Origin of the sequence: Leptospira ryugenii, assembly GCF_003114855.1 — a bacterium.
GTDB classification, from domain to species: domain Bacteria; phylum Spirochaetota; class Leptospiria; order Leptospirales; family Leptospiraceae; genus Leptospira_A; species Leptospira_A ryugenii.
The window spans coordinates 635,850-658,005 of sequence record NZ_BFBB01000003.1; the positions used below are offsets into that span (position 1 = coordinate 635,850).

The 22,156-nt window shown below is 40.2% G+C and carries 20 protein-coding genes and 1 pseudogene; 6 read left to right on the forward strand and 15 right to left on the reverse strand.

Annotation, left to right across the window (positions count from 1 at the left end; genetic code table 11):
* Positions 1–21: 21 nt before the first annotated feature.
* Positions 22–1,017 (forward strand): N-acetylneuraminate synthase family protein, encoded by a 996-nt coding sequence (locus DI060_RS07400; protein WP_108975258.1) that lies wholly within the window; start codon positions 22–24, stop codon positions 1,015–1,017.
* Here the strand turns inward: DI060_RS07400 and DI060_RS07405 are convergent.
* From DI060_RS07405 to DI060_RS07445, 9 genes are all read right to left on the reverse strand, one after another.
* On the reverse strand, positions 1,014–2,243 hold the full coding sequence (locus tag DI060_RS07405) for a vitamin K epoxide reductase/DsbA family protein (protein ID WP_108975728.1): 1,230 nt from the start codon (positions 2,241–2,243) through the stop codon (positions 1,014–1,016). The two genes, DI060_RS07400 and DI060_RS07405, sit on opposite strands and share 4 nt — an antisense overlap.
* An 8-nt stretch (positions 2,244–2,251) precedes the next feature.
* The gene (gene hisA, locus DI060_RS07410) at positions 2,252–2,995 is read right to left on the reverse strand and encodes a 1-(5-phosphoribosyl)-5-[(5-phosphoribosylamino)methylideneamino]imidazole-4-carboxamide isomerase (protein WP_108975260.1); all 744 of its coding nucleotides are present in this window, start codon (positions 2,993–2,995) and stop codon (positions 2,252–2,254) included.
* A gap of 1 nt (position 2,996) precedes the next feature.
* Positions 2,997–3,623 (reverse strand): imidazole glycerol phosphate synthase subunit HisH, encoded by a 627-nt coding sequence (hisH, locus tag DI060_RS07415; protein WP_108975262.1) that lies wholly within the window; start codon positions 3,621–3,623, stop codon positions 2,997–2,999.
* Entirely contained in the window at positions 3,620–4,201 is a 582-nt protein-coding gene (gene hisB / locus DI060_RS07420) for an imidazoleglycerol-phosphate dehydratase HisB (protein ID WP_209451997.1), read from the reverse strand. The genes hisH and hisB overlap by 4 nt, the downstream gene beginning before the upstream one ends.
* A 69-nt stretch (positions 4,202–4,270) precedes the next feature.
* Positions 4,271–4,747 (reverse strand): LIC11177 family protein, encoded by a 477-nt coding sequence (locus tag DI060_RS07425; RefSeq protein WP_108975264.1) that lies wholly within the window; start codon positions 4,745–4,747, stop codon positions 4,271–4,273.
* Between the two features lie 49 nt (positions 4,748–4,796).
* Positions 4,797–5,747 carry a rhomboid family intramembrane serine protease gene (locus DI060_RS07430; protein WP_108975266.1) on the reverse strand — a complete coding sequence of 317 codons (951 nt, stop codon included), beginning with the start codon at positions 5,745–5,747 and terminating at the stop codon, positions 4,797–4,799.
* Between the two features lie 178 nt (positions 5,748–5,925).
* Positions 5,926–6,621 carry a Crp/Fnr family transcriptional regulator gene (locus DI060_RS07435; protein WP_108975733.1) on the reverse strand — a complete coding sequence of 232 codons (696 nt, stop codon included), beginning with the start codon at positions 6,619–6,621 and terminating at the stop codon, positions 5,926–5,928.
* A 70-nt stretch (positions 6,622–6,691) separates the two neighbouring features.
* Positions 6,692–7,504, reverse strand: a complete 813-nt coding sequence (locus DI060_RS07440) for an enoyl-CoA hydratase/isomerase family protein (RefSeq protein WP_108975268.1) — start codon at positions 7,502–7,504, stop codon at positions 6,692–6,694.
* The gene (locus DI060_RS07445) at positions 7,488–8,018 is read right to left on the reverse strand and encodes a hypothetical protein (RefSeq protein ID WP_108975735.1); all 531 of its coding nucleotides are present in this window, start codon (positions 8,016–8,018) and stop codon (positions 7,488–7,490) included. Before DI060_RS07445 ends, DI060_RS07440 begins: the two co-directional genes overlap by 17 nt.
* Positions 8,019–8,112: 94 nt before the next feature.
* Between DI060_RS07445 and DI060_RS07450 the strand changes: the two genes are divergently transcribed.
* Positions 8,113–9,402, forward strand: coding sequence for a DUF1577 domain-containing protein (locus DI060_RS07450; RefSeq protein WP_108975271.1), 1,290 nt, complete (start codon positions 8,113–8,115; stop codon positions 9,400–9,402).
* Here DI060_RS07450 and DI060_RS07455 read toward each other — a convergent pair.
* Both DI060_RS07455 and DI060_RS07460 read right to left on the reverse strand, forming a co-directional pair.
* Positions 9,391–10,575 (reverse strand): tetratricopeptide repeat protein, encoded by a 1,185-nt coding sequence (locus DI060_RS07455; RefSeq protein WP_244594307.1) that lies wholly within the window; start codon positions 10,573–10,575, stop codon positions 9,391–9,393. The genes DI060_RS07450 and DI060_RS07455 overlap by 12 nt on opposite strands.
* A 36-nt stretch (positions 10,576–10,611) precedes the next feature.
* Complete coding sequence (locus tag DI060_RS07460) at positions 10,612–11,760, reverse strand: aminotransferase class I/II-fold pyridoxal phosphate-dependent enzyme (protein WP_108975273.1); 1,149 nt, start codon at positions 11,758–11,760, stop codon at positions 10,612–10,614.
* A gap of 89 nt (positions 11,761–11,849) precedes the next feature.
* Here DI060_RS07460 and DI060_RS07465 point away from each other — a divergent pair, with 89 nt between their 5' ends.
* A complete protein-coding gene (locus tag DI060_RS07465) occupies positions 11,850–12,203 on the forward strand; it encodes a DMT family protein (protein ID WP_108975275.1) in 354 nt (117 codons plus the stop codon).
* Here the strand turns inward: DI060_RS07465 and DI060_RS07470 are convergent.
* From DI060_RS07470 to DI060_RS07485, 4 genes are all read right to left on the reverse strand, one after another.
* Entirely contained in the window at positions 12,192–12,866 is a 675-nt protein-coding gene (locus tag DI060_RS07470) for a phosphopantothenoylcysteine decarboxylase domain-containing protein (protein ID WP_209451998.1), read from the reverse strand. The genes DI060_RS07465 and DI060_RS07470 overlap by 12 nt on opposite strands.
* The gene (locus DI060_RS07475; RefSeq protein WP_108975280.1) at positions 12,866–13,402 is read right to left on the reverse strand and encodes a flavoprotein; all 537 of its coding nucleotides are present in this window, start codon (positions 13,400–13,402) and stop codon (positions 12,866–12,868) included. Before DI060_RS07475 ends, DI060_RS07470 begins: the two co-directional genes overlap by 1 nt.
* Positions 13,403–13,404: 2 nt before the next feature.
* Positions 13,405–14,778 carry a hemolysin family protein gene (locus DI060_RS07480; protein ID WP_108975282.1) on the reverse strand — a complete coding sequence of 458 codons (1,374 nt, stop codon included), beginning with the start codon at positions 14,776–14,778 and terminating at the stop codon, positions 13,405–13,407.
* A gap of 189 nt (positions 14,779–14,967) precedes the next feature.
* The gene (locus DI060_RS07485) at positions 14,968–17,580 is read right to left on the reverse strand and encodes a hypothetical protein (protein ID WP_108975284.1); all 2,613 of its coding nucleotides are present in this window, start codon (positions 17,578–17,580) and stop codon (positions 14,968–14,970) included.
* 168 nt (positions 17,581–17,748) lie between these two features.
* Here DI060_RS07485 and DI060_RS19365 point away from each other — a divergent pair.
* From DI060_RS19365 to DI060_RS07495, 3 genes and pseudogenes are all read left to right on the forward strand, one after another.
* A pseudogene (locus DI060_RS19365) lies at positions 17,749–18,186 on the forward strand (ATP-binding cassette domain-containing protein); the annotation flags it as partial.
* The gene (locus DI060_RS07490) at positions 18,172–19,533 is read left to right on the forward strand and encodes an ABC-F family ATP-binding cassette domain-containing protein (RefSeq protein WP_439956902.1); all 1,362 of its coding nucleotides are present in this window, start codon (positions 18,172–18,174) and stop codon (positions 19,531–19,533) included. The pseudogene DI060_RS19365 and the gene DI060_RS07490, both read left to right, overlap by 15 nt.
* Positions 19,505–22,144: a two-component regulator propeller domain-containing protein gene (locus DI060_RS07495; protein WP_209451999.1), complete on the forward strand. Its 2,640-nt coding sequence runs from the start codon at positions 19,505–19,507 to the stop codon at positions 22,142–22,144. Before DI060_RS07490 ends, DI060_RS07495 begins: the two co-directional genes overlap by 29 nt.
* Positions 22,145–22,156: the final 12 nt, after the last annotated feature.

The following is a 22,156-nucleotide window of genomic DNA, read 5'->3' on the forward strand; positions in this document are numbered from 1 at the left end:
ATACTCTGAATGGAGAGACGAATGAATTTTCCCATCGGCAGTACGATCATAGACCGCAATTCCAAACCATATTTAATCGCTGAGATTGGCCTTAACCATAACAACGATTTAACCATAGGAAAAAAAACAATCCAGGCAGCAAAGGCCTGTGGAGCCAATGCGGTTAAATTCCAAACATACAAAACAGAGGATTTTATCTCTCAAAGCCAAGCGGATGCCAAATTCCTTTTTGATATCTTTAAACAATATGAACTTTCAAAAGAGTTCCATCTTGAATTTCAAAAAATTGCTAAAAACGAAGGGCTTGATTTTTTTTCTACACCGCTTGATCTACATTCTGTAGATTTACTACTCGAATTAGGTGTTCCCATTTTCAAGATTGCTTCCGGAGATATTGTAAATTTACCTCTTCTAAACAAAGTGATACAAACAAAGTTACCTATGCTTGTTTCTACAGGAGCTGCATTGCCAGAAGAAGTTGAAAGAGCAATTCGTTATCTGGAAGAAAGTAAACAATCCTTTGCGATTTTACATTGTGTATCTTTATACCCAACTCCTATTCACAAGGCAAATCTCAATAGTATCCCTTATTATTTGGATAGAACAAATGTTGTGGTTGGCTTTTCTGATCATAGCAATGGGTCTTTAGCGGCCTCTATTGCTGTCGGCCTAGGGGCAAACATCATCGAAAAACATTTTACCCTAGATACTTCGCTCGAAGGTCCTGATCATACCATCTCAGCAGATCCAAACCAAATGTTAGAACTTCGGCAGAAGATAGATGAGGCATTTTCAGCCCGAGGAGAGTACGGAAAGAATGTACACCAAGAAGAAATTTCTGGCTGGTACTATGGCAGACGATCTTTGTATAAACAGGGAAAGGAAATCTTGGCAATGAGACCTGCGCTCCATGTTAGAGATAAAAAATACCTAGAGGCTTGGAGAGCTAACGAAGTAAATGACCCCTCGTCCTACGAAAAGGAGGGGCCACTCTTCTTTGAAACGAAAGTTGATTAAAGTTTTTTAATCAGACGCTCAATAAGTGCCTTTAAAAATTCAGGATTTGGAGTTCCGCTTTCAATTCGTTTGTCATTGATGAACAAGGATGGTGTTGCCTTAATATCTAGTTTTTCCGCCGAATCAATTTCTTTGTTTAAGAGATTTTGAGTCTCGGAGGAACTCATACAGCTTTTGAGCTGGGCAGTATTGATACCGTTTAGAGAGGCTAAGTTTAAAACACTCGATGCAGTGTGGGCAACACCCTTCTCTGTATTCTCGTAAAGACCGTGGTACATCGCCTCGAATTTACCTTGTTTGTTCGCACAAATTGCGGCAGCTGCTGCTATGCAAGATGTAGCGCCAGGCCTCGGCTCACCTACCAATCGGTTACATGAGCCATCCAGAGGAAAGTTTTTATAAATGACTCGCACCATTCCATCGTACTCTGCAAGTACCTTTTGTAATATATGTGAGGTGTGCATACAATGACCGCAGTTAAAGTCTGCAAACTTTACGATGACGATCGGTGCATCTGGCTTACCCATGGAAGCGGAGCCTGTCAGGTCGATGTTCAGGTTAGCACTCGCCTCGTACGCTTTTATCCGTTCTTCAATCGCGGATTTATCCATGTCCTTGCTTGTGGCAAGATGGTTGGACTTGGGAGAAGCAATCAATTTGCTAGCAGTGAACCCAACAGAAAAATTAAATAGAAAAACGACTGATAAAGTGCCTAAGCTACCAAGAATTAAGCTTCCCGCCTTTTTGAAATCCAAAGCCTCTGCCTGCAAGAGGAGATAACTCAGAACCAAGATCGCAGCTGTAATAAAATAAGTTATGAGGCAGAGTCGACAAATGGTCTCAAGGACAAAAACAGAAATGATAAGTAATCCTATATCAACTAAAAAGGCTAAAGCTCCCAGGGCAAAAATAATCCTTGCGGAGTTCTTGGCTTCTTCCTCAACTTTGCTCTTGAAATTTGTTCCAAATAAGTAAAGCACTGTGGCATAGAATCCAAAGCCAAATAAGGCAATCGGGACATTGCCAAGAAACGGGAATGGAATGTAGGAGTAGGAACTTTCAGCAACCTTTGCACATGAGTCTCCACCGCCTAATGTTGAACATGCTCCTTCGGCTATATTTTGAGTACCGAGACCAAAATACTCGATAGCCAAGAGGAATGAAACTAAAACTCCGATAAAGGAAATGATGATTCCCATTAAATTAATTTTCTTTTTAAGATCCATGTACCCTATCATCCTTTTTGATATTCTTTAAATTCTTTTAATGCTTGCTTCAAATTTAATTTTGATTCGTATATCGCCTTTCCTGCGATAGCACCATACAATGTACCATTTGTGAGGCGGTGAAGTTCTTTTAAATCCGCTAAAGAAGAAACCCCACCAGAAGCAATCAAATGGAAATCCGGATAAATCGTTAGAATGGTTTGGTAAATGGAAAAATTTGGGCCAATCAACATACCGTCCTTTGAAATATCTGTATAAATGATATGCCTCACGCCTATCTCGTGAAGTTGGCGCAAAAAATCCAAAGCGGATAAACCGGAGTCTGTTTCCCAACCTTTTGTACGAATAGTACCATTTTTGGCATCAACGCCAACAACGATACGATCCACTCCGTATTTTGCCAAACTTTGCTCTACAAATTTTGGATTTTCTACTGCAATTGTCCCTAAAATAAAACGATCAATACCCAAATCATCAAAGAACTGTATGGCTTCATCATTCCTAATACCACCACCTAGCTCGAGTTTCATTTTGCAATTTTCTCGAATTTTTTTGATGGATTTTTGGTTTTTGGACACACCACTCTTGGCTGCATTTAAATCGACTATATGTAAGATCTCGGCTCCATCGGATTCAAATTTCTTGGCAAGTTCTTCGGGATGAGAAGAGTAGACAGTTTTTTTTGAGTAATCTCCTTGAAGAAGTCTGACTGCCTCATCATCCAATAAATCTACGGCTGGTAAAATGAACATACTATAACTCTATAAAGTTGTTTAGAATTTGGAGTCCGAGCCTATCGGACTTTTCTGGGTGGAATTGAGTGCCCATAACAGAGCCTTTTTCAATGACAGAGGGAAAAGACTCCCCGTAGTAGCGACAAGTTGCCATGGTATCCAATCGATCTACTCCAGTGGGTCTGTAGGAATGGATAAAGTACATAAAGGTTTCATTCTGTACGCCTTTTAACAACTTCGAAGACTTTGCTTTGATTTCATAAAGTTTGTTCCAACCCATATGGGGGACTTTGATGTTGGGTTTTCCCTCGAACTTTCGGATTTTGCCTCTCACCAAACTTAGTCCCTGGATCACACTGCCTTTTTTTGCAGTTTCATCGGAGTCTTCAAAAAGGACTTGGTAGCCAATGCAGATGCCTAACAGATACTTTCCTTTTTCCACATGTTCTTTTAGAGGCTCAATAAAACCTTGGCTTTTGAGATTTTCCATTGCCTTATCAAAATGTCCATCGCCTGGAAGTATGATTTTATCGGCGGCTTTAATATCCTCGGGTTTTGCAGTGAAATGGAATTTGTTTGTCGAGAGGGAGATAGCCTTTAATAAGGAATGAATATTTCCCATTCCAAAGTCTAATACTGCAATCACTCTAACATGCCTTTGGTGGACGGGATAGAATCGGGATTTGCCGTATCTTTACTCATTGCCATTCTCAGAGCTTTTCCCAAAGCCTTAAAAATGGACTCATGAATATGGTGTCTATTCTCGCCATAATGAACGACTACGTGTAGGTTCATCTTTGCATGCATGGCAAACTTTTGGAGAAACTCTAGAGAAAGTTCTGCATCATAGATTCCGAACTTACCATCTAGATGAGGCCCCGTGTATTTAAAGTAAAACCTTCCACCTAAATCTACTGAGACTGTCGTTAGTACTTCGTCCATCGGGAGTGTAAAATGGCCGTAGCGAAAAATCCCTTTTTTGTCTCCGAGTTGTTTGTGAATCAATTGCCCCATTAAGATGCCGGTATCTTCAACTGAGTGGTGGCAATCGATGCCAATATCACCACGGAGGAAGAGGTTCATATCGATGAGTCCGTGCTTCGCAATGTGGGAGAGCATGTGCTCAAAAAAAGGGATCTCTGTGTCAAACTGATACTGGCCCGTTCCATAAAGTTTGAGATCGAGCCGAATGTCAGTCTCTTGTGTTTTACGGGATTCCATCATAAAATAGATGCTTTTGCAGAAAACCGCATTGTCAACTGCGAAAGGATGGAATCAGATTGGGAGAAAGGCTTATTTGCCGAATCTCTGTTGGAACATAGCGACTAGCTCCTGAACAGAATCCTCCACATATTTAAAGTATTTGGGCTTCATAGGTTCTAGGGGCATTAGATTGTGAATTTTCTTGTAGCGGTCATAGGACTCTCTGACATAATCCAAAAATTTTTTCCCGTCGATGCCGTATCGTTTGAGAACAGATTCGTTTTCCATAAAAATGGATTTCAATCGATTTCCATAATCTTCTTCATTTAGGAAATAAAAACGCATATCTTGGCGGGATTGAGAGAGAGCAATATCAAAGGAAGAAATGTACCGAGCACTGGTTGTAGAAGATCCCTTGCCATCCAACTCCTTGTTGGCCTCCGCAATCTTCTGGGCTGCGATAGCGATCGATTTTTTTTCTTGAGAATTCTTTTCTTTCTCAAAGTCTTTGGTGAGCTTTTCTCTTTTTAAGACTTCTTCGATGGCACTAGGCTTCTTTTCCGACATACTTTCATTATCTGTAACGAAATGAAATGTCAACTCATTACAAAAATTTTTATCCTTTCGCCCTTCTTAAAGCACAATTTGGTAGCCATTCACAGCGTAGGCAGATGGGATCTTCGGGGTTATACGTAGAAGGAGGGCAGATGTTCGCATCCGCAACCTGGTAATCTTGCAAGTACTTGATCTGGATAGAGTTGTCAGGCATGTGGGCCAATTTGGAAAGCAAAGACTCATTGGCTTTTTTCTGGTCCATAAATAGATCAGCTAAATTTGGCTCTGGCTTTCGTTCCGATTTTTTTGGGCCTTCCTCCTCTTCCCAATCCATCCCAGCCATATAAGAGAATTGGTTTTTGGGGAGTCTATCCTTTAGCATACGGTAAAATACTAATCCGACAAGGGCTCCACCCAAATGGCAGGTATTCGAAATTCCGCTATCTCCGAGAATGGTGAAGGCATAGCCTATAGCCAGTGAAACCCAAATGGCATTCTTTGCTTTAATTCTAAAAACAATGAGAAGAAGTTCAGATTGTGGGAACAATTCTCCAAAGACAGCTAACAAACCAAAGACGGCACCTGATGCTCCAATGGTAGGAATATTGGAATGATCTAACAAAATAATATTTCCGCCCAGGATAGAATTTAACAAAGCAGAAAAAACAACTAGCAAACCGCCACCTAATTGTGATAATGCGTAAAGAAGGACAAACTTTTGTTTGCCAAGGATAGGGATGAGATATGTGCCCAACATATAAAATCCATACATGTTGAACATGAGGTGAACTGGAATCGGGTAAGCAGTGGAGTGCAAAAATCCGTAGGTAACGACCTGCCAAAAAGCCCCATGTAGGACAAAGTCAGGAATCAATCCAAACCGAAATACGAGTTGTTGGTCTGCAAAATTTTGTAAGATGTACACTAAGCAGTTTATGATGAGGATTACATTGAGTGGGTGTGTGATAGGATTTCCAAACAGTTGTGCTTTTTCTTGTCGATTGCCGCTCATATCTTCATCCAATATTTAGTCGGGAGAGAAACAAACAAGGGAAATAAAAAAAGGGGGTTCCTTAACGGTTCCCCCCGGGAGTGATTTATGACAGAATCAGGCAACAGACCCTATCATGATTATCAATCCCTCCTATGATCGGAATTTCTGGAAAAAGAGTTAATGCTACGGGAAAAAATTACGCAATTTTTGAGAGTGAATACAAGGCCTCTCTGTTCAGAATGTCGATTTTGTTTTTTTCGATCGCAATAAAGTCTCTGGCTTTCAAGTCCGAAAGTGCGCGGACAAGGGTTTCTGTCTTGGTCCCAATGAGAGAGGCGAGGATGTCTCGCGTGATTTTGAGTTCCACCTGCCCTCGGTTTCCCTGTGCGTTATTCAGAACGAGCAAGATCTCAGCAACCTTCTCGTGAACCTGTTTGGTTCCTAAAGAGACAACCTGCTCCTCTGCTTCCCGCCACTCTTTGGCCATCTGGCGGAAGACTTCCTTTTGGAAGCTCGCATCGTCGTGTACGAGAGTTTCGATGAGGCTAGAGGCAACAAAACAAGCATGGGTCTCCTCCATAGCAACCGCATCGTGGTTGAATCTGCTTTCCGAAATGCAATCCCGAAAGCCTACCCAATCACCCGAGTTCTTAAGAGCAAAGGTCTGTTCTTTGCCCGAGGGAAGGTGGGCAAAGGTGCGCACGAGACCAGATTTGATGAAATAAAAGCCATCGGCAGGCTCCCCAGAATGGAAGAGATGCTCTCCCTTTTGGAAGATCTTGAAGCCTTTTTCTGCGTTGATCCTAGAAATGGTCTCGTGGGTCGCACAAAGTAGCACATTGTGATTTTTGTAATCACAATCAAAACAATCTGGTATTTGATGATCATCCATAAACGACCCTTTGACTGTAACACCAGAGGAAAAGATGTCTAGCAAAAATTAGAAGACTTCTAAATTGTTTTCATCTCCCAAGAAATATGGGGTTTCTCTTTTCGCGAACGCTTGTTAACGTTTCGCGGAAGTCTTCGGAGAGGAAATTCTTTGCCTGAGACTTTGCCTCTTTTTTTAAGGCTTGGTCGAGAGCCCTTTCGTCGTATAGATTTTTTTTCAATTCCTGAAGAGCCAAAGGAGCCGCCTCCACTAAGCTGACTGCATATTGGTAGGCTTTTTCATACACGTTTTCCTTGGGATGCACTTCTGAGGCTAGACCCCATTGTAAAGCCTCCGCTCCCCCGAATGTTTCTCCCGTCACGAGCAAACGAACTCCCAATGCTTTTCCAAGAAGCTCTGGTGCCAGGTAACTACTGCCCATACCTGGGTGGATACCTAAGCGCACAAAGTTAAAGGAGAACTTCCCTTCCTTCGCAAAAATCCGCAAATCGCAGGCAAAGGCGAGGGAGAGACCGGCGCCGATGGCGTGCCCGTTTACCGCCGCAATGATGGGACAAGGGAGTTTTCTCACGGACAAGAAAAAACTATAAAATTTCCTCATATCACGTTTGTTTTGCGAGTATGTTTTTTCGGAGAAGGATCTGAGCAAGTTCAAATCTCCTCCCGCACAAAAGACAGCATTCCGTCCAGAAAGGATTACAACTCTCGGAGGAGTTTTGGACTTACGGATGATTTCGATGGCTTGCGAAAATTCCTCGCCCATCTTCCAAGTCATGGCGTTCCGAGACTCTGGGTTGTGTAAGAAGAGGGAAATGATCTTTCCACCTTCTGTTTCCTCGATTTCTAAGTATTGGAATTGTTTGGGTTTAAATAGCGATGTCATTCAACTGAAAGCCTTCATACCACAATTTGTCTACTAAGGAAAGTGGTTTGTTTCCGATGCCTAGATTTTCATAGTAATCCAAAAGAATGTCTAAGTGGATAGATTCCTCTATCTTATGATCCCATTTGGCTTGGTCTATGCCTTTGCTGACCAAAGCCTCTTTGCGGATTAAGTTTTTAAAATACTCAGGTTTACCAGAAAAAATGAGATGAGCAGAAATCAGATCAAAACGAATGGTATCCACGATCTTACGTAAGGAATCTTCGCTCTCCAAAAAATACCGCGAGGCAACTTCTGTTTGGAAATAATCTGACCAGCTGATGATATCCGGTAAAACACCTGTTTCTTTTTTGATTCTTTCTTGTATCTCTTCCTCGGTGAAGAGTGTCGTTGCGAAACGATCCACAATTTCATAGAGTTCAATCAAAATGGAGACTTTTTCCTGGTTCAGAAGGCCTTGTCGAATCATGGGAAGAAGTTCTGGATTTACCTGATTGGGAATGCTCACTGCCATATACTTCCTCTTTCGGCGCATTCTGTCGTTTCCGAGACCAAAATTTCGCAAAAGGGGTTCATTTTTGGGAGAGTCCTGATTCGATAATTAACATATGGCGATCGGCAGAACAGACACGATGCAGGAATTGATCACAATTCTTGAATCTTATTTTGAAGAGACTATCATCGGTTCTGATGTCAACATCGTTAAACACCTGTTTTATTATCTAAAAGCAGATAATCGTGAGTTTGAATTCATTTATGAGGAAGAGCCACTCATTGCTGCAGTTGAGGATATCCAAACAAGTACGGTAATGTTAACCATTCCTGACTTTGTAGAGAAAGGATCGAGAAGAGCAAGAGTTCGATTCGAAGTGATGAATATCAACTATCAATTTGAGGTAGTGATCAACGATATCCATCACGATAGAATCATCATTCGTACTCCTACAGAATTACAGAGTTACCAACTCAGGACCAATAAAAGAATTCCCGTAGATGACCTTTTCATGAATTTTATCATACTATTTCGATCATTAGCTGGTGGATCGCGGGAAGTCGGTAAAAATCTTTATGCTGAAAGTAGATTTCCCAATTTAATGAAAGAAATTAGGAGAGATCGACCAGATTTAAAATTACTCAATTTAATTCTCACAGAGGCAATCCAAAAAGTATCCAAAGATTACGATATTGTCTTTTTTAAAGATGCAGATTTTCAAACCGATGCGGAGAAGTTTTTAGAAAATGCAATCAGAGAAACAGGAAAAACGTTTTATGTAGCAGATTGCAACTCTATCGATTCTTATATTAAAGAATACAAAAGCGATGTATTGTTCAGTTTTTCCTGGGAATACCAATCGATGTGTAATGAAATCGGAGAGGAATTGGCTTTCGAGTTTTTTGAAACAATACGAAAGAATGAATCAAGGAACTTTTTTGTATCCTATGTAATTGCACCGATACGATTATATGATGATGTTGTCGGCTATATAAAGGCCTACTCCACCGCAATGGATCGTTTCACCATTGCTCCAACTCAAGCAATGTATGTCCATGAATTGAGTGAAATTATTAGTTATGCATTCACAAAGGTTGCGATTCAAGTTGGGAGCTTTGAAACCATGCAAAGCACCACTAGGGTTGTGGACATTTCTTTAGATGGTTTGCTATTTGAAATCCATGATAGAAGGTTATTTCAATACTTAAAACGTCACAACATTATCAAAATGTTTATTCCTCTGCGTCGAGAGAGAATGTTAATCCTTCGGGGAGAAATCATACGATTTTTAGATAGAGGTGATTACTTCCATCTGGGTGTGAATTATTTTAGTGCTGCCCCAGATGACCTCTTGTATTTAGAAGAATTTTTGTTTGAGAAAAGTATGAAAATACTATCGGAGTAGGCCGGCTTCTTTTTCTGCTCTTCTAATCGCATCTAGAAGCTCGTCTGGAATCTCAGAATCACCTGTGTTATAGATTCTCAACAGTTTGCCATGATCGATTAACTTTGTTCGGTAGTCCAAACGTTCTTTATCATTTGTTGCGTCTTTTAATCTCGAGTGGTAAAATTCGCAGGCCAACTTATGTAGATAATAGTCAGATTTTTTGATGCTCAAAGCTTTATCTAAGTGTGATTGTGCTTCCTCACGTAAGCGCTCCATCTCCTTTCGATTGTCAATACCCGATGCCATGTTGCTTGCTCTTTTAAATTGAAGAAAAGAAATTTCAAAACTATACAACCAAGCCTCAAAGTTCTTTGGATCGGAAATCCTTGTTTCTTTTGCAACTTCAGGAAGTATTTTGAAGGTATTGGGATTTTCTTTTAATTCTATTTTGTAATAGTATAACAAGAATCGCATATACTCTAAGAGAAAAATCATTTTTTCCTGTTGGTTGGAAAATCTTTCTTTATTCTTCCATGCTAGGTTAAATTCATTGGCAGCTGAAACATATCCTTCTCCATCTAACCAGTGTACTTTACCCAAAGCAAAATGCGAGTCTGGATACTTTGTGTCCAAAGAAATAGACTTTTTGTACATTCGGATTGCTTCATCCATTTTGCCTTTAGCAACAAAATAATCACCTTGCTTTTTAAACAAAACAGCTTCTTCATATTTGGTCGTGTCAAGAGGGAGTGCTGCAGATACTGGGCGGTCCTCGATCAATCTTAGGTAACCTTCCCCTCTTACCTGCCAGCCAAAAAAGGTTGTCTTAAAAACCGATTTAACAGTGATTTCTCCAACAATGTTTCCGTCTCGGTAGGTTCTGTGGTCTGAATTTTTTTCTAGCAAGTAGAGCGTTTGTCCAGGCCTTAGGCCCTTATCGCTTTGCACTTTTATGGTTACGGTATCTGGTCTAGTATCGACCTGGAGCTCTGCTGCAATTTTATGTTTATCAGCTTCAAAGTAACTAGCCTTTTCTACTCCCACGACATCACCCACAATGATCATACGACTCGGGTTAAGACTCCCTTGGCTTCGAAAGGCAAAGGCCAGCTGTCCCTCCGCCGCTTGCGCAAATAGAAAGGAAAACGGTAGGAGAAAAAAGAAAGGAATCAAGTAAGCAAAAGCTCTCACTAAGATTTCTATCGGCAAAAAAACAGAGCTAACGATTTAGATTTTTTGTTTCAGGTCTCGGCAAATTTTCAAAAAATAGGCGATTTGCTCTTCCGTAATGCCAGAGTTTAAGCTAATTCTTAAACGGGGACTTGGTACTGTGGGTGGCCGAATTGCTCTTACGTCAAAGCCCATATCCTTTAGTTTTCTAGAGAAAGTGAGTGTTTCTTCCTCATCTCGGAATAAGATAGGGATGATATGGGACTCAGTGTTCGTGAGTTCACAACCTATCTCTTTCAAGCCCGTACGTAAGGTCTGCGAGATCAGATGTAGGTGTTTTCTTTCTTTGTCTGCCCGCCTTACCAATTGCAAACTTATGCGTCCGCTGGCTGGGATTAAAGGGAGAGGAGCAGTGCTGTAGATAAAGGATCGCATACGATTTGTAAGGTACTCTTTGCCTAACCGTGTTGTGGAAATCATTCCGCCTTCTAAGCCAAAGGCTTTTCCTAGAGTATAAACTCGGAAGTCAATCTCTTTGATCTCACTTTCAGTAAGCTCCGAAAAGATCTTTCCCTTACCTTCAGGACCATAAACACCAAGAGCATGTGCTTCGTCTAACACAAGTACACATGAATATTTCTGTTTGAGAAACAAAAGTTTTTTTAAATTAGGAGAATCTCCATCCATACTGAATAAAGTCTCAGAGACTATGATCTTTCTTTTGCTTTTTTCTGAAGGAGACGCTTCGAGTTTTTCCAATTGTTCCTCGAGGTGATTACAATCTAGGTGGTGGAAGTATTTTTTCTTTGCTCCTGATATTCGGATTCCATCTAAAATAGAGGCATGGTTGAGTCGATCAGTAAAAACATAGGTTTGTGAATCTGCGATTGTATCGATTAGACCCATATTTGCTATGAATCCATTGGCTACAAAGAGTGAATCTTCTGAATGAATGAACTGTGAAAACTCAGCTTCAAAATCATCAATCTCAGTTCGATGACCCCTCACCAAACGGGCAGCTGTTGAACCTGCACCCAATTGATCCAAGTTTTGGTGCATAGCTTGCAGTAACTCTGGATGTTTTGATAAACCTAAATAATCATTGGAACAAAAATCTAAATTAGCAATTGGATATGGCTTTCTATAAAGATGTTTGGATATGATATGAGATAAATCAGATTGTATCTCTGACCAAAAATTTGCCATCTTTGTTAAAAAAAAAGAACTTCAGAAAAATGAGAAGTCCTTTTCTCAAACAGATTGCAAATCAATGAAAACCTAGAGAACTGGACTTTATGCTGACAATCATTCTCCTTATTTTTTCCAACATCTTTATGACCTTTGCCTGGTATGGGCATTTAAAATATCTAAAAAACCACCAAATGATAGCAGTGATTTTTATCTCGTGGGGGATCGCATTTTTTGAATATGTTCTGATGGTGCCTGCCAACCGTATTGGCTATACGGAATACAAATTCGCTGGCTTTCAACTTAAAATCTTACAGGAATTGATAACTCTTATCGTCTTTATTGTTTTTGCTATTTTTGTTCTTGGAGAAAAGATTAAATGGAATTACATCGTTAGCTTTATTTGTTTATTCTTAGCTGTCCTCTTTGCCTTTGCCTTCAACAATGAATCAAACAGCTAACAAAAAATCCACAAGCTGAGAGGCAAGTTGCTCCTTGGGGAGTGGGCCTATTTCTTTTTGTGGTCCCAAAGCATTAAAAATTGTAATCGTGGAATCAGCTTCACCAAAGCCTTTCCCCTGACCTACATAATTGCCAACTATCCATTGGATGTTCTTTTTTTTAATTTTTCCTAGAGCGTGCTCCTTTAACAATTGGGTCTCAGCCGCAAAACCAACCCTCAGTACATTCTGTAGGTTTTGGCTGTTCACATATTCAGATGCTTGCATCAAAATATCTGGATTTTCTTCAAGCTCGAGTAGTAAACCTTTCTTTGTGCCAGAGGAATTTTCTTTTTTGATCTTGTGCTCTGCCGTCATGATCGGCCGAAAGTCTGCAGGAGCCGCAGCCATGATTAGCAGGCTATCATGTGTGAGCTCTGTCAACACCTGGTCTCGCATTTGTATCGTGGTTTCGACAGATAGATTCTTTGCACCAGGAACTTTAGAATATGCCTCCATGGTGATCCCATGGATATAAACAACTTCTGGGATGTTTTTTGTTAGGCAATGTTTTGCAATGTGAAAACCCATCTTTCCAGAAGAGGCATTGGATATATAACGGACAGGGTCGATCCACTCACGCGTAGGGCCAGATGTTATGATGATTTTTTTAAAGGATGCCATCAACTAATCTGTTTTTGGTGCAAGGATATGATTTCTGATTCTATCTGCTCGATACTTGCTAGTTTTCCATAACCTTCATCGCCACAGACGACAATGCCTTTATCTGGACGTACAATATGCACACCGTCTGATTCCAAAATTTTTAAATTTCGTTGGACAGCTGGATGCATATACATCCCAGGATTCATAGATGGAGCGATGAGCACCGGACTTGTGTTGGCCAAATACGTGGAAGTAACTAAATCATCCGCAATACCATTTGCTAATTTGCCTATAATGTTTGCGGATGCAGGTACAACAGCAAACACAGAAGCAATATTTTTGATTTCTATATGAGCCATGCCAGTATCAAACTCATCAATCCTTACTTCTTTGCCTGTAAGGGCTTCAAATGTAATTTTGCCCACAAATTCAGTTGCATGTTTTGTCATGATCACGCGAACAGGTAAAGATTTTTTAGAGAGACTTCTCACTAAATCACAAGTTTTATAGGCCGCAATTGACCCACTAACAGCAATTATGATTTCTTTTGTCATGATCAGCGATCCTCCAAAGAAGATTCTCTCTCAACCTCGGATTCTTCTTCCTGTGAGATATCACCCTTCGGTGTAAAGGAAATGGATACAATTTTGTTTCCTTCCATTTTCTTTACCTTTAAAGTACCACGTTTGATTTTTATGGTACTGCCTTCTTTTGGCATGTCCTCATTTTTATCCAAGAAAAAACCTGCTATGGTCCTCACCTCTTGCAAATCGTCAGGCTCCTCGCCTTCCAATATATACATGAGACTGTCGATTTCAGTTTCGCCATCCAAAACAATTGTTTTAGATTTTTTGACAAGCGGCACATCATTTTCATCAGTATCTGTCTCATCGCGAATTTCACCAAAAAATTCTTCGATGATATCTTCCAAAGTCAAAAGCCCCGCTACACCACCATATTCATCGATCACAATGGCCATGTGTTGTTTTTTCTCTCGGAGTTTCTTCATGACTCTTTCGATAGACATTGATTCTGGAACTAGAGCAAAATGCTTTTCCATAATCGCTGTTATCTTTTCTTTTTTACCTTTACTGGTCATGTGTTCTGCTTGCCACTTCAAGTACTTTTGAACATGAACAATGCCCGTAATTTTATCTAAAGTTTGGTCATAAACTGGATATCGAGAGAAATTGTGTTCCGCAATCAGAGGCAACATTTTATCAATTGTAGAATCTTGCGAAATACCAACTATGGAAAGCCTATGCGTCATTACATCTTTTGCAGTGTGTTCTGAAAAATCAAAGGTCTTCTGGATTAAACGCATCTCTTCATTATCAATACGTCCCTGTTTCCTTTGCTCCTCGATAATGATCATAAGTTCTTCCGCAGAATGAACATATTTATCTCCTGTCCTTTGCAGTCGAAACAATGTGAGCACTCCACCAGACAGCCGATTCATGACGAAGGTCACCGGGAAAAAAAGATAATAAAAAACCCACATCGGAAATGCAACACCCAGGGCAATACTTTCTGTATTTTGAATCGCGAGGGTCTTTGGAACAAGCTCACCTAGGATTACGTGAAAAAGAGTAATAAATCCAAATGCAAAAGCTATCGCTATGCTATGAATTGTAACGGGATCAACAGGAAACTGAAAGAGTAAAAAAGTATTGATGATGATTCTGCTAAAAATCTCTTCCCCAATCCAACCTAACAAAAGACTAGCGATCGTTATCCCAACCTGACAAACAGATAACATATCATCTAGTTTGGTGATAGCCTTTTTTGTGAGCAAGGCCATGGAACGATTTTCTTTCACTAGCTCTTCCAAACGGGAGGGCCTAAGCGAAACCATTGCAAATTCAGCCGCTACAAAGAAGCCGTTAATGAAGACAAGTGAGAGGATGAGGAAAATGCCTAAAAATTCCACAAAACACCAGAGGGGATAGATGCGACAAAAGAAATGAAGTGATAACTATGGGGGTCCATTGAGGATCTAGAAACCTTCCTCCTTAGAAGGCGGATTAGACATAGAATTGTATCCTAGCACCCGATTGTCAGCATCATTTTTTGGAAATTCTCAGCCTCTAAGGCCAGAGTTCCCAATTTATGTCAGATATTACAGAGGAGACTGCGTAAACAAAATCCCCTCATCTTTTGATCGAAAGAATTCTGAATAGGCATTTGGGCTGGTGTAATCTGCATACCTCCATTTAGGTTGGTACAAGATCCATCTGGTTCCCGAATGTAACCAAAACCTCAGCCAATCCAAATGTGTTGCGGGCTCCTCCCAAAAGGATTTTCCCAAAACCGTTTGTGAATAAAAAATAGTTTTCGGTACGGTGCGGTAATCTATCCGACGGTACATTCTAAACAAAGATATCTCATCCCAATTCCCTTCACTGGATTTACAAGACCAGGTTCGGTCAATGCCTAGGTCCGTATTTTTATTGCTGGAAACAAAGTCCCAAAGGTGGGCCCTCTCTTTATCTTTCAAAATCCTTGAGCCTTCAAAGTACGCTTTGTCCACCAACTGTACTGTCCCACTTGGGAATTGGGAAGCAGAGAAAGGACAATTCCAAGAGACAATGCTTTGTGGTTTTATAATCTCCATCGATGGGAAAAGAAAGACAAAGGAACTGATTTGTTTCTCACCAAAATCCTTTTTTAGGGATTTGAGTGTGATCAATCCTTCATAGTTTCCGTAGAATTGGATCTGTTCTGCATCCTTTACTGAGGTGGTCATCTCTCGAACTGCTTCTAAAACTTCAAAACTGTCTGAACGATTGTTTCGAATCTCTTTCCATACCAAGGCATTTTTCTTTGCTTCCTTTGGTTGGTATAAAAAAACAAAAAGCGAATCTCGAAAAGGCATAACGAACACAGCTGGCACTTTTGCAGAATCGAGTGCTTTGTGTACGGATTCTTCGTCCATTTTTGTTAGATAAGCCGATTCAGTTATGCGTGATTCAACATAGGTGGAATCAAAAAATTTTGACTCTCTCGGCGATTGAAATCCAGAAAGATACTTAAACTGATTGTCCATAAATCGGACTTGAGCTATGGCAAATGGCTTTGTTTGTGAGGACAGTTGAGATCGGATTTGGTTCCATTTATATAGGCTATCCAAAAGAGACCATGCGTCATTTTCATCTTTTAGAAATTGTGTGGCCTGCTCCCAAAATAGCTCTGTTGTGAATTGAATAGCACGGTAGTTTCGAATAAAGAATATATCTTCATATGCTGCCGTATTTTGATAATCCAACAATGCCTCTTTGATATTTCCTGATATGGGACCTCTTTTTCCGGAAGCTGAATGGGCAAACACGAAACCGAAATTACGGATGAACTCAGATCCAAGGTATCGATTTTCATCGTTTAAGATGCCTCGACTTTTAGTTAGCTCAATTGTTGAACGTCTGTATTCTCTTCGAAGGATTTGAGTATAGCCTTGTAGAATCGTGGCCATATATTCAATTTTACGCCAACCTTTGCCCTGGGCCATATAAATGATCTCATCTGTTATGCGAGATGCTAATTCAGGGTTTTGTTCTGCTAAAAATTGTGCAGTTCTTAATTTTGGCCAGAGATCATCCTCACCTAACTTTTCAGGATCTTGGATTTTTTGGAGTGCTTTGATGGCCGCCTCTGTTCCTTGCTGTTTCCAAACTGTAACGGAAATCAAGTCTTTCGCGCCAGATATACTAAGTGGCTCATTCAAAATAGGATGGAGTACGTTGTTTGACCAGTTTCCAAAATCCAACTTTAAATAATACGAGAGGGATTTTTTATAATCCTTTTGCAAATAAGACAGAACACCTAATTTTACATAGATTCTATTAGTAAAGGAAGACTTCTTGCCTTTGGTTACATTTAGATATTGGTTTAAAGATTCTTCTGCCGCGGAATAATCAGAAGCAAGGACTTGAAAAAAAGACAATCTTTCCAATGAATTTTCGCCGATCTGGCCATCACTCGTATACTCCAGATCCATCATCATCTTTTGGAAATAAATTGCCTCTTTTGCGAAACCTAAAAATGCAAACTTAGAGGGAAGATCCTCATCAATACGATCCAGTAATGGAATCCATTCTAAATATGGATCTTCAAAAAATGGCGAGGACACTCGAATGATATTCACATAATGTTTGTGCATATCCTTTTCCTTGCCATTCGGAATATCGATATAGTATTGCATCCGAAATACTCGGCAAAGCGAGTAGTATGGTTTGTTCTTGGAACAGTCCATGCGGATCATAGATTTTTTTTCATCTTCACCTGACAAAAATAGATTTGTCCGCATATTTTTTGCTAAATTGCGAAAGTAAGTATTTGCTTCTTTTTGGATATAAGTATCTAAAATTTTCTCTGCCTGAGCTTCATCACCTTGCGCCTGCTTCCATAAAGATGTGAGCAGAGCATCTGCGAAGGCGAAATCACCTTTTTTGCTTCGAAGTTCATACAGAATGTTCGCCATTCCAACTTTGTCTTTTTTTCTAAGATAAACTTCACCTAACATAAGATAGTAGTCTATCTCATAGTTGGCGGGAAGAGCATTTGGGATCTTAAAACGAAAACCATCGCGAGAAGAGTTGGTCTCAATTCCTGCGATCATCAAATTTGCAGATTGAGAGGAAACAGACCATCCATGGAATCGCTTCGACTCTGCAGACAAACCAAGGGAGCCAAAGAGAAGGCAAGAGAAACAAAACAGGATCCTAAGCCAAACCATCACTGCATCAATCTTTCAGAAGAAAGCAAATTGGTCAAGTGACATAAGTCTAAGGTTTGCATTTCTGCTTCCCCCGTGCAAAACTGGCAGAAACTTCCCTTCTAGGCACTCGATATGTTACTCTCACTTTCAAAAGTTTCCAAAACCATCGGCGAAAAGGTACTCTTTCAAAACCTTGATTTCGGGATTTCTGAGGGAGAAAAATGTGCCATCGTCGGAGTCAATGGTTCGGGTAAGTCCACACTTTTGCGCTGCATATTAAAACAAGAAGAACCAGACGGAGGCCAGATCATAGCAAATCGAGAACTGAAAATATCTCTTCTCGAACAAAATCCGAAATTTAAGCCCGAGGAGAAAATTTTAGATCATATCTACCAAGGCGGCGGTGCTTTGATCCGCCTAATCCATGATTATACGGAAGCCTGCCAAAGATTAGAATCTGCCACGGAGAAAGACTTAGAGACCTATACTTTTTTAATGTCTGAGATGGACCGCCTCTCTGCTTGGGAATTTGAAACTCAAATTAAAAACATATTACGCGAATTAGGTGTACCAAATTTAAATCTACAGATGAAAGACTTATCCGGCGGGATGTTGAAAAAAGTTGAGTTAGCAAAATCCTTGATAGAAGAATGCAATCTTTTGATTTTAGATGAACCTACAAACCATCTGGATGTGGAAGCAATTCTTTGGCTTGAGGATTTTTTGGCCAACACTGACAAAGCTGTCCTACTGATCACACATGACCGTTATTTTTTGGATCGAGTTGTAGATAAAATTTTAGAAATCCACCAAGGCAAACATTATCTTTATGATGGAAACTACTCAATATACCTTCAGCGCAAAGCAGAGAGAGAGGAAACACTCATCAAACAGGAAGAGAAAATCAAACAACACCTCAAACAGGAGCTGAAATGGCTAAAGCGACAACCAAAGGCCAGGACAACAAAACAAAAGGCTCGGATTGATAGAGCAGAAGAGCTTGGCCAAAGAGAAAAATTTGAACTACAAAAAGAGTTAGAACTCATTGTCATCAATAAAAGGCAAGGAAAGACAATTCTCGAAATCCAAAACCTGCAAAAATCCTTTTCCGAAAAAAAGCTCATCCAAAACTTTTCCTATGTATTCAAAGCTAAAGAGAGGTTAGGTGTTGTTGGCAAAAACGGAGTTGGTAAATCCACTTTACTAAATTTGATCGCTGGAAGGTTAAGCCCAGACCAAGGAATGATCAAACCAGGTTTGAATACAAAAATTGGCTACTTTGACCAGACAAGCAAAGAACTCCCGGAACAAAAAACGGTTTTAGCTTACATCAAAGAGACTGCAGGAGAGATGATTGAAAGTGAGAATGGAGAAAAGCTTACTGCATCCAAAGTACTGGAAAGATTTCTCTTCGATGGTAAGTTACAGCATACACCCATTTACAAATTGTCAGGTGGAGAAAAACGAAGGCTGTATCTTGTGCAAGTCTTAATGATTGGGCCAAATTTTTTGATCCTAGATGAGCCAACCAATGATTTGGATATCCAAACGCTTTCTATCTTGGAAACATTTTTGGAAGATTTTCCAGGAACTGTGCTAACTGTGTCACACGATCGTTATTTTATGGATCGTGTGGCAGAAAGTTTGCTGGTATTTGAAGAAGAGGGACACATCCGCAACTTTACTGGCTCATACACTTCATTTTTAGAATCCAAAAAGAATGTTGAGCCAACGCCCAAGGAAAAACCTAACAAAAATATAAACGTAAAAGTTTCTAATAAAAAAGAGAAGGAACGTAAAAATTTAGAAAAAGATATTGAAATATTAGAAAAGTCTAAAAAGGATTTAGAAAAGAGCTTAGAAGAGTTTATGAGTGATCATACCAAGCTTGCAGAAATAGATAAACTCATCCAGGACTTGAATGCTAAAATTGAAGAAAAATATGCAGAATGGGATACCCTATCCGGTTAGATTCTATACCGTCTTTTTTGTTTTACATTTATGTACTTTTTGTACGGTAGATTTGAACAACCAAGGTGATCCAAATTCAGATTCCTTTTGGAAAGCCCGCCTCTTAGAATGTATTTTGACAGCTCCCAATTGTGGGAGGGGCTTTGAACTTTTAGCCTTAAGTCCCATCGATGGGAGCCAAGGCGTTCCGGCAGGCATACCGATCCGTGCCACTTATTCAAGCCTTGTAAATACGAGTACCTTCACCATGCAGTCCGAAAACGGACCTTGCACTGGCAATTTTCAACTATCAAAAGATAATTTTGCGAGTTGTTTGGGTGGAACTATTGATGCTTCCAAAAATCCGACTATTGAAGTTTACCCAAACCCAGGAAATGTCTGTGTTTCCAATACTGGATTTAAGATTAAGATGTTAGGTGATATTTCAGGCCTGAATGGTAGCAAACAAGGGAAAGAAGTTCTATATACCAGAGGTTACGATACTGGTGAGCCAAAACTTGTCGATTCTCCTGCTGCGATCACATCACTTCGCCAAATTGAATTATTTTGTAATCAATTATTCATCGCTGGGAATTTTAAAGGCATCGGGTATTTCGAACCCTTTCTCTCTATACTCCCCAAAACGGGTCTTAACCGAGGCCAAACGACAGTTGTCCCAAATAGCTCCGTGTATACGATTGCTCCAGATCCTAATGGAGGCTTATGGATAGGAGGGAACTTTACCTCGATTACAGACAAAGGAGTTTCTTCCACAAGAACATACATTGCCAAAGTGTTACCTGATGGTTCTCTGTCTCCTATCTCTTTTACAGTAGATGCAGCTATCAACAAACTCTTGGTTGTTGGATCAAAGCTTTTGGTGGGAGGAAACTTCACAACCTTTGGAGGCTTTGCACGGAATCGCTTGGCAGAGATTGATTTAAATTCAAACACAGTTACCTCTTGGGCGCCAAATCCAAACCAATCCGTTGTTGATATACAAATTTTCAACAACCAAATTTATGTTCTATTGGGTGCTCTAGCAACTTGTGGGGCAAATACACATAACTCAGGACTCGTTTGTCGACTTAATCTTGGATCTTCCAATGCAGATACGAGCTTTGCTGCAACAGATTACAACAACGTAGAAATTCCAAAAAGCTTTGTGGTAACGAATTTTGGGGTCTTTGTTGCAGCCGATGATCAATTCAATACAAACTATGGAATTGGAAAATACAACCTCTCTAACGGCACCTTAGATCTCAGTTTCAATCCTTTCCAATCAGGATTTTCGGCGCAAGCCCTTGCCATTTCTGGGAATGTTCTGTATGCAAGTGGAAATTTCACGACGGCCTTTGGACAAAACCGAACCAATTTTTTTGCCTATGATTTGAGTAGTTCAACACTTCTATCCGACGATCCGTTCATTAGGAGCAACCAATTAGGTGGGTCTACACTTGCCGATTCACTACTAATCAAAGATGGTCAATTGTTATTTTTAGGCGCAAACTTAACCTACGTTAAATCCGATAATACTGCGGTATTTTCATTTTTAAAGTATGATATACAAAACAGACGGATAGACGAATCCACAAGTATCAACGCCAATGGAAGGATATATGACCTTATCTCAACAGACACTAGTTTTATCATCGTCGGTGACTTTTTGTATCCTAGACTTCATCCCACTTTAAATTTTGGGGCCATAGATATATCCACAGGAATCGCTGATCCGAACGTGACTGTCAATTTGAGTTCTGAGCTTTACTCTCTTCTACGAGTGGACAACAGAGTATTTTTTGGCGGAGGGTTCCAAAAGGTAAATGGCGAAACAAAACCAATGTTAGCTGCATGGAATATCAAAGAAAGAAAATTAGATCCTTGGAACGGAAATTTTGCCATCACTGGCTCCAATTTTGTGACTGGTCTTTATCAGGCTGATGGACAATTGTATGCAGGAGGTAATTTTGCAACAGTCGGTGGAGAAACCCATACAAATGTTGTGAAGTTTAATCTTGAGACAGCGAAGGTTGACTCCCTTTTCACTGCCACGGCCAATACCAATGTCCGCTCTTTCTTTAAGACCACAAACAATGAACTCTACATCTCGGGAGATTTTACCAATCTGAATGGTTTGGGAGATAGAGCCTATCTAGGTGTTGTCAATCCGAGTACTGGTGTTGCCCTGTCTCAGGTGTATACGATTAACCAACCCGTCTACGGGATCAAAGCAGGTCCCGACCAAAAGCTCTTCGTATTCGGAAATTATACGAATATATTAGGTAGCGCGAGGAATGGTCTGGCTTCCATTACTGTTGGCACTACAACCTTGAGAACCACAAATATCCCGATCACAACGGGCCCTTCCCTCTATGGATTTTTAGTGGATGGGCAAGACATCTACTTTGGTGGAACCTCCATCACCACAGTCAATGGGAACACTCGCGCAAACTTTGCCCACGTGACTGTTCGTTCTGATGATACCTTCGTTGTAAATCCTCTCACCTTAAATGCAAACGGTGAAGTGAGGAGCATCCAAAAGTCGGGTTCCTATTTATTTTTAGGTGGTGTCTTTACAACAATCAACGGTTCCTTTGCAAGAGGTGTCTATATGCATAAATTAAGCCAATAACCTGTAAAAGTC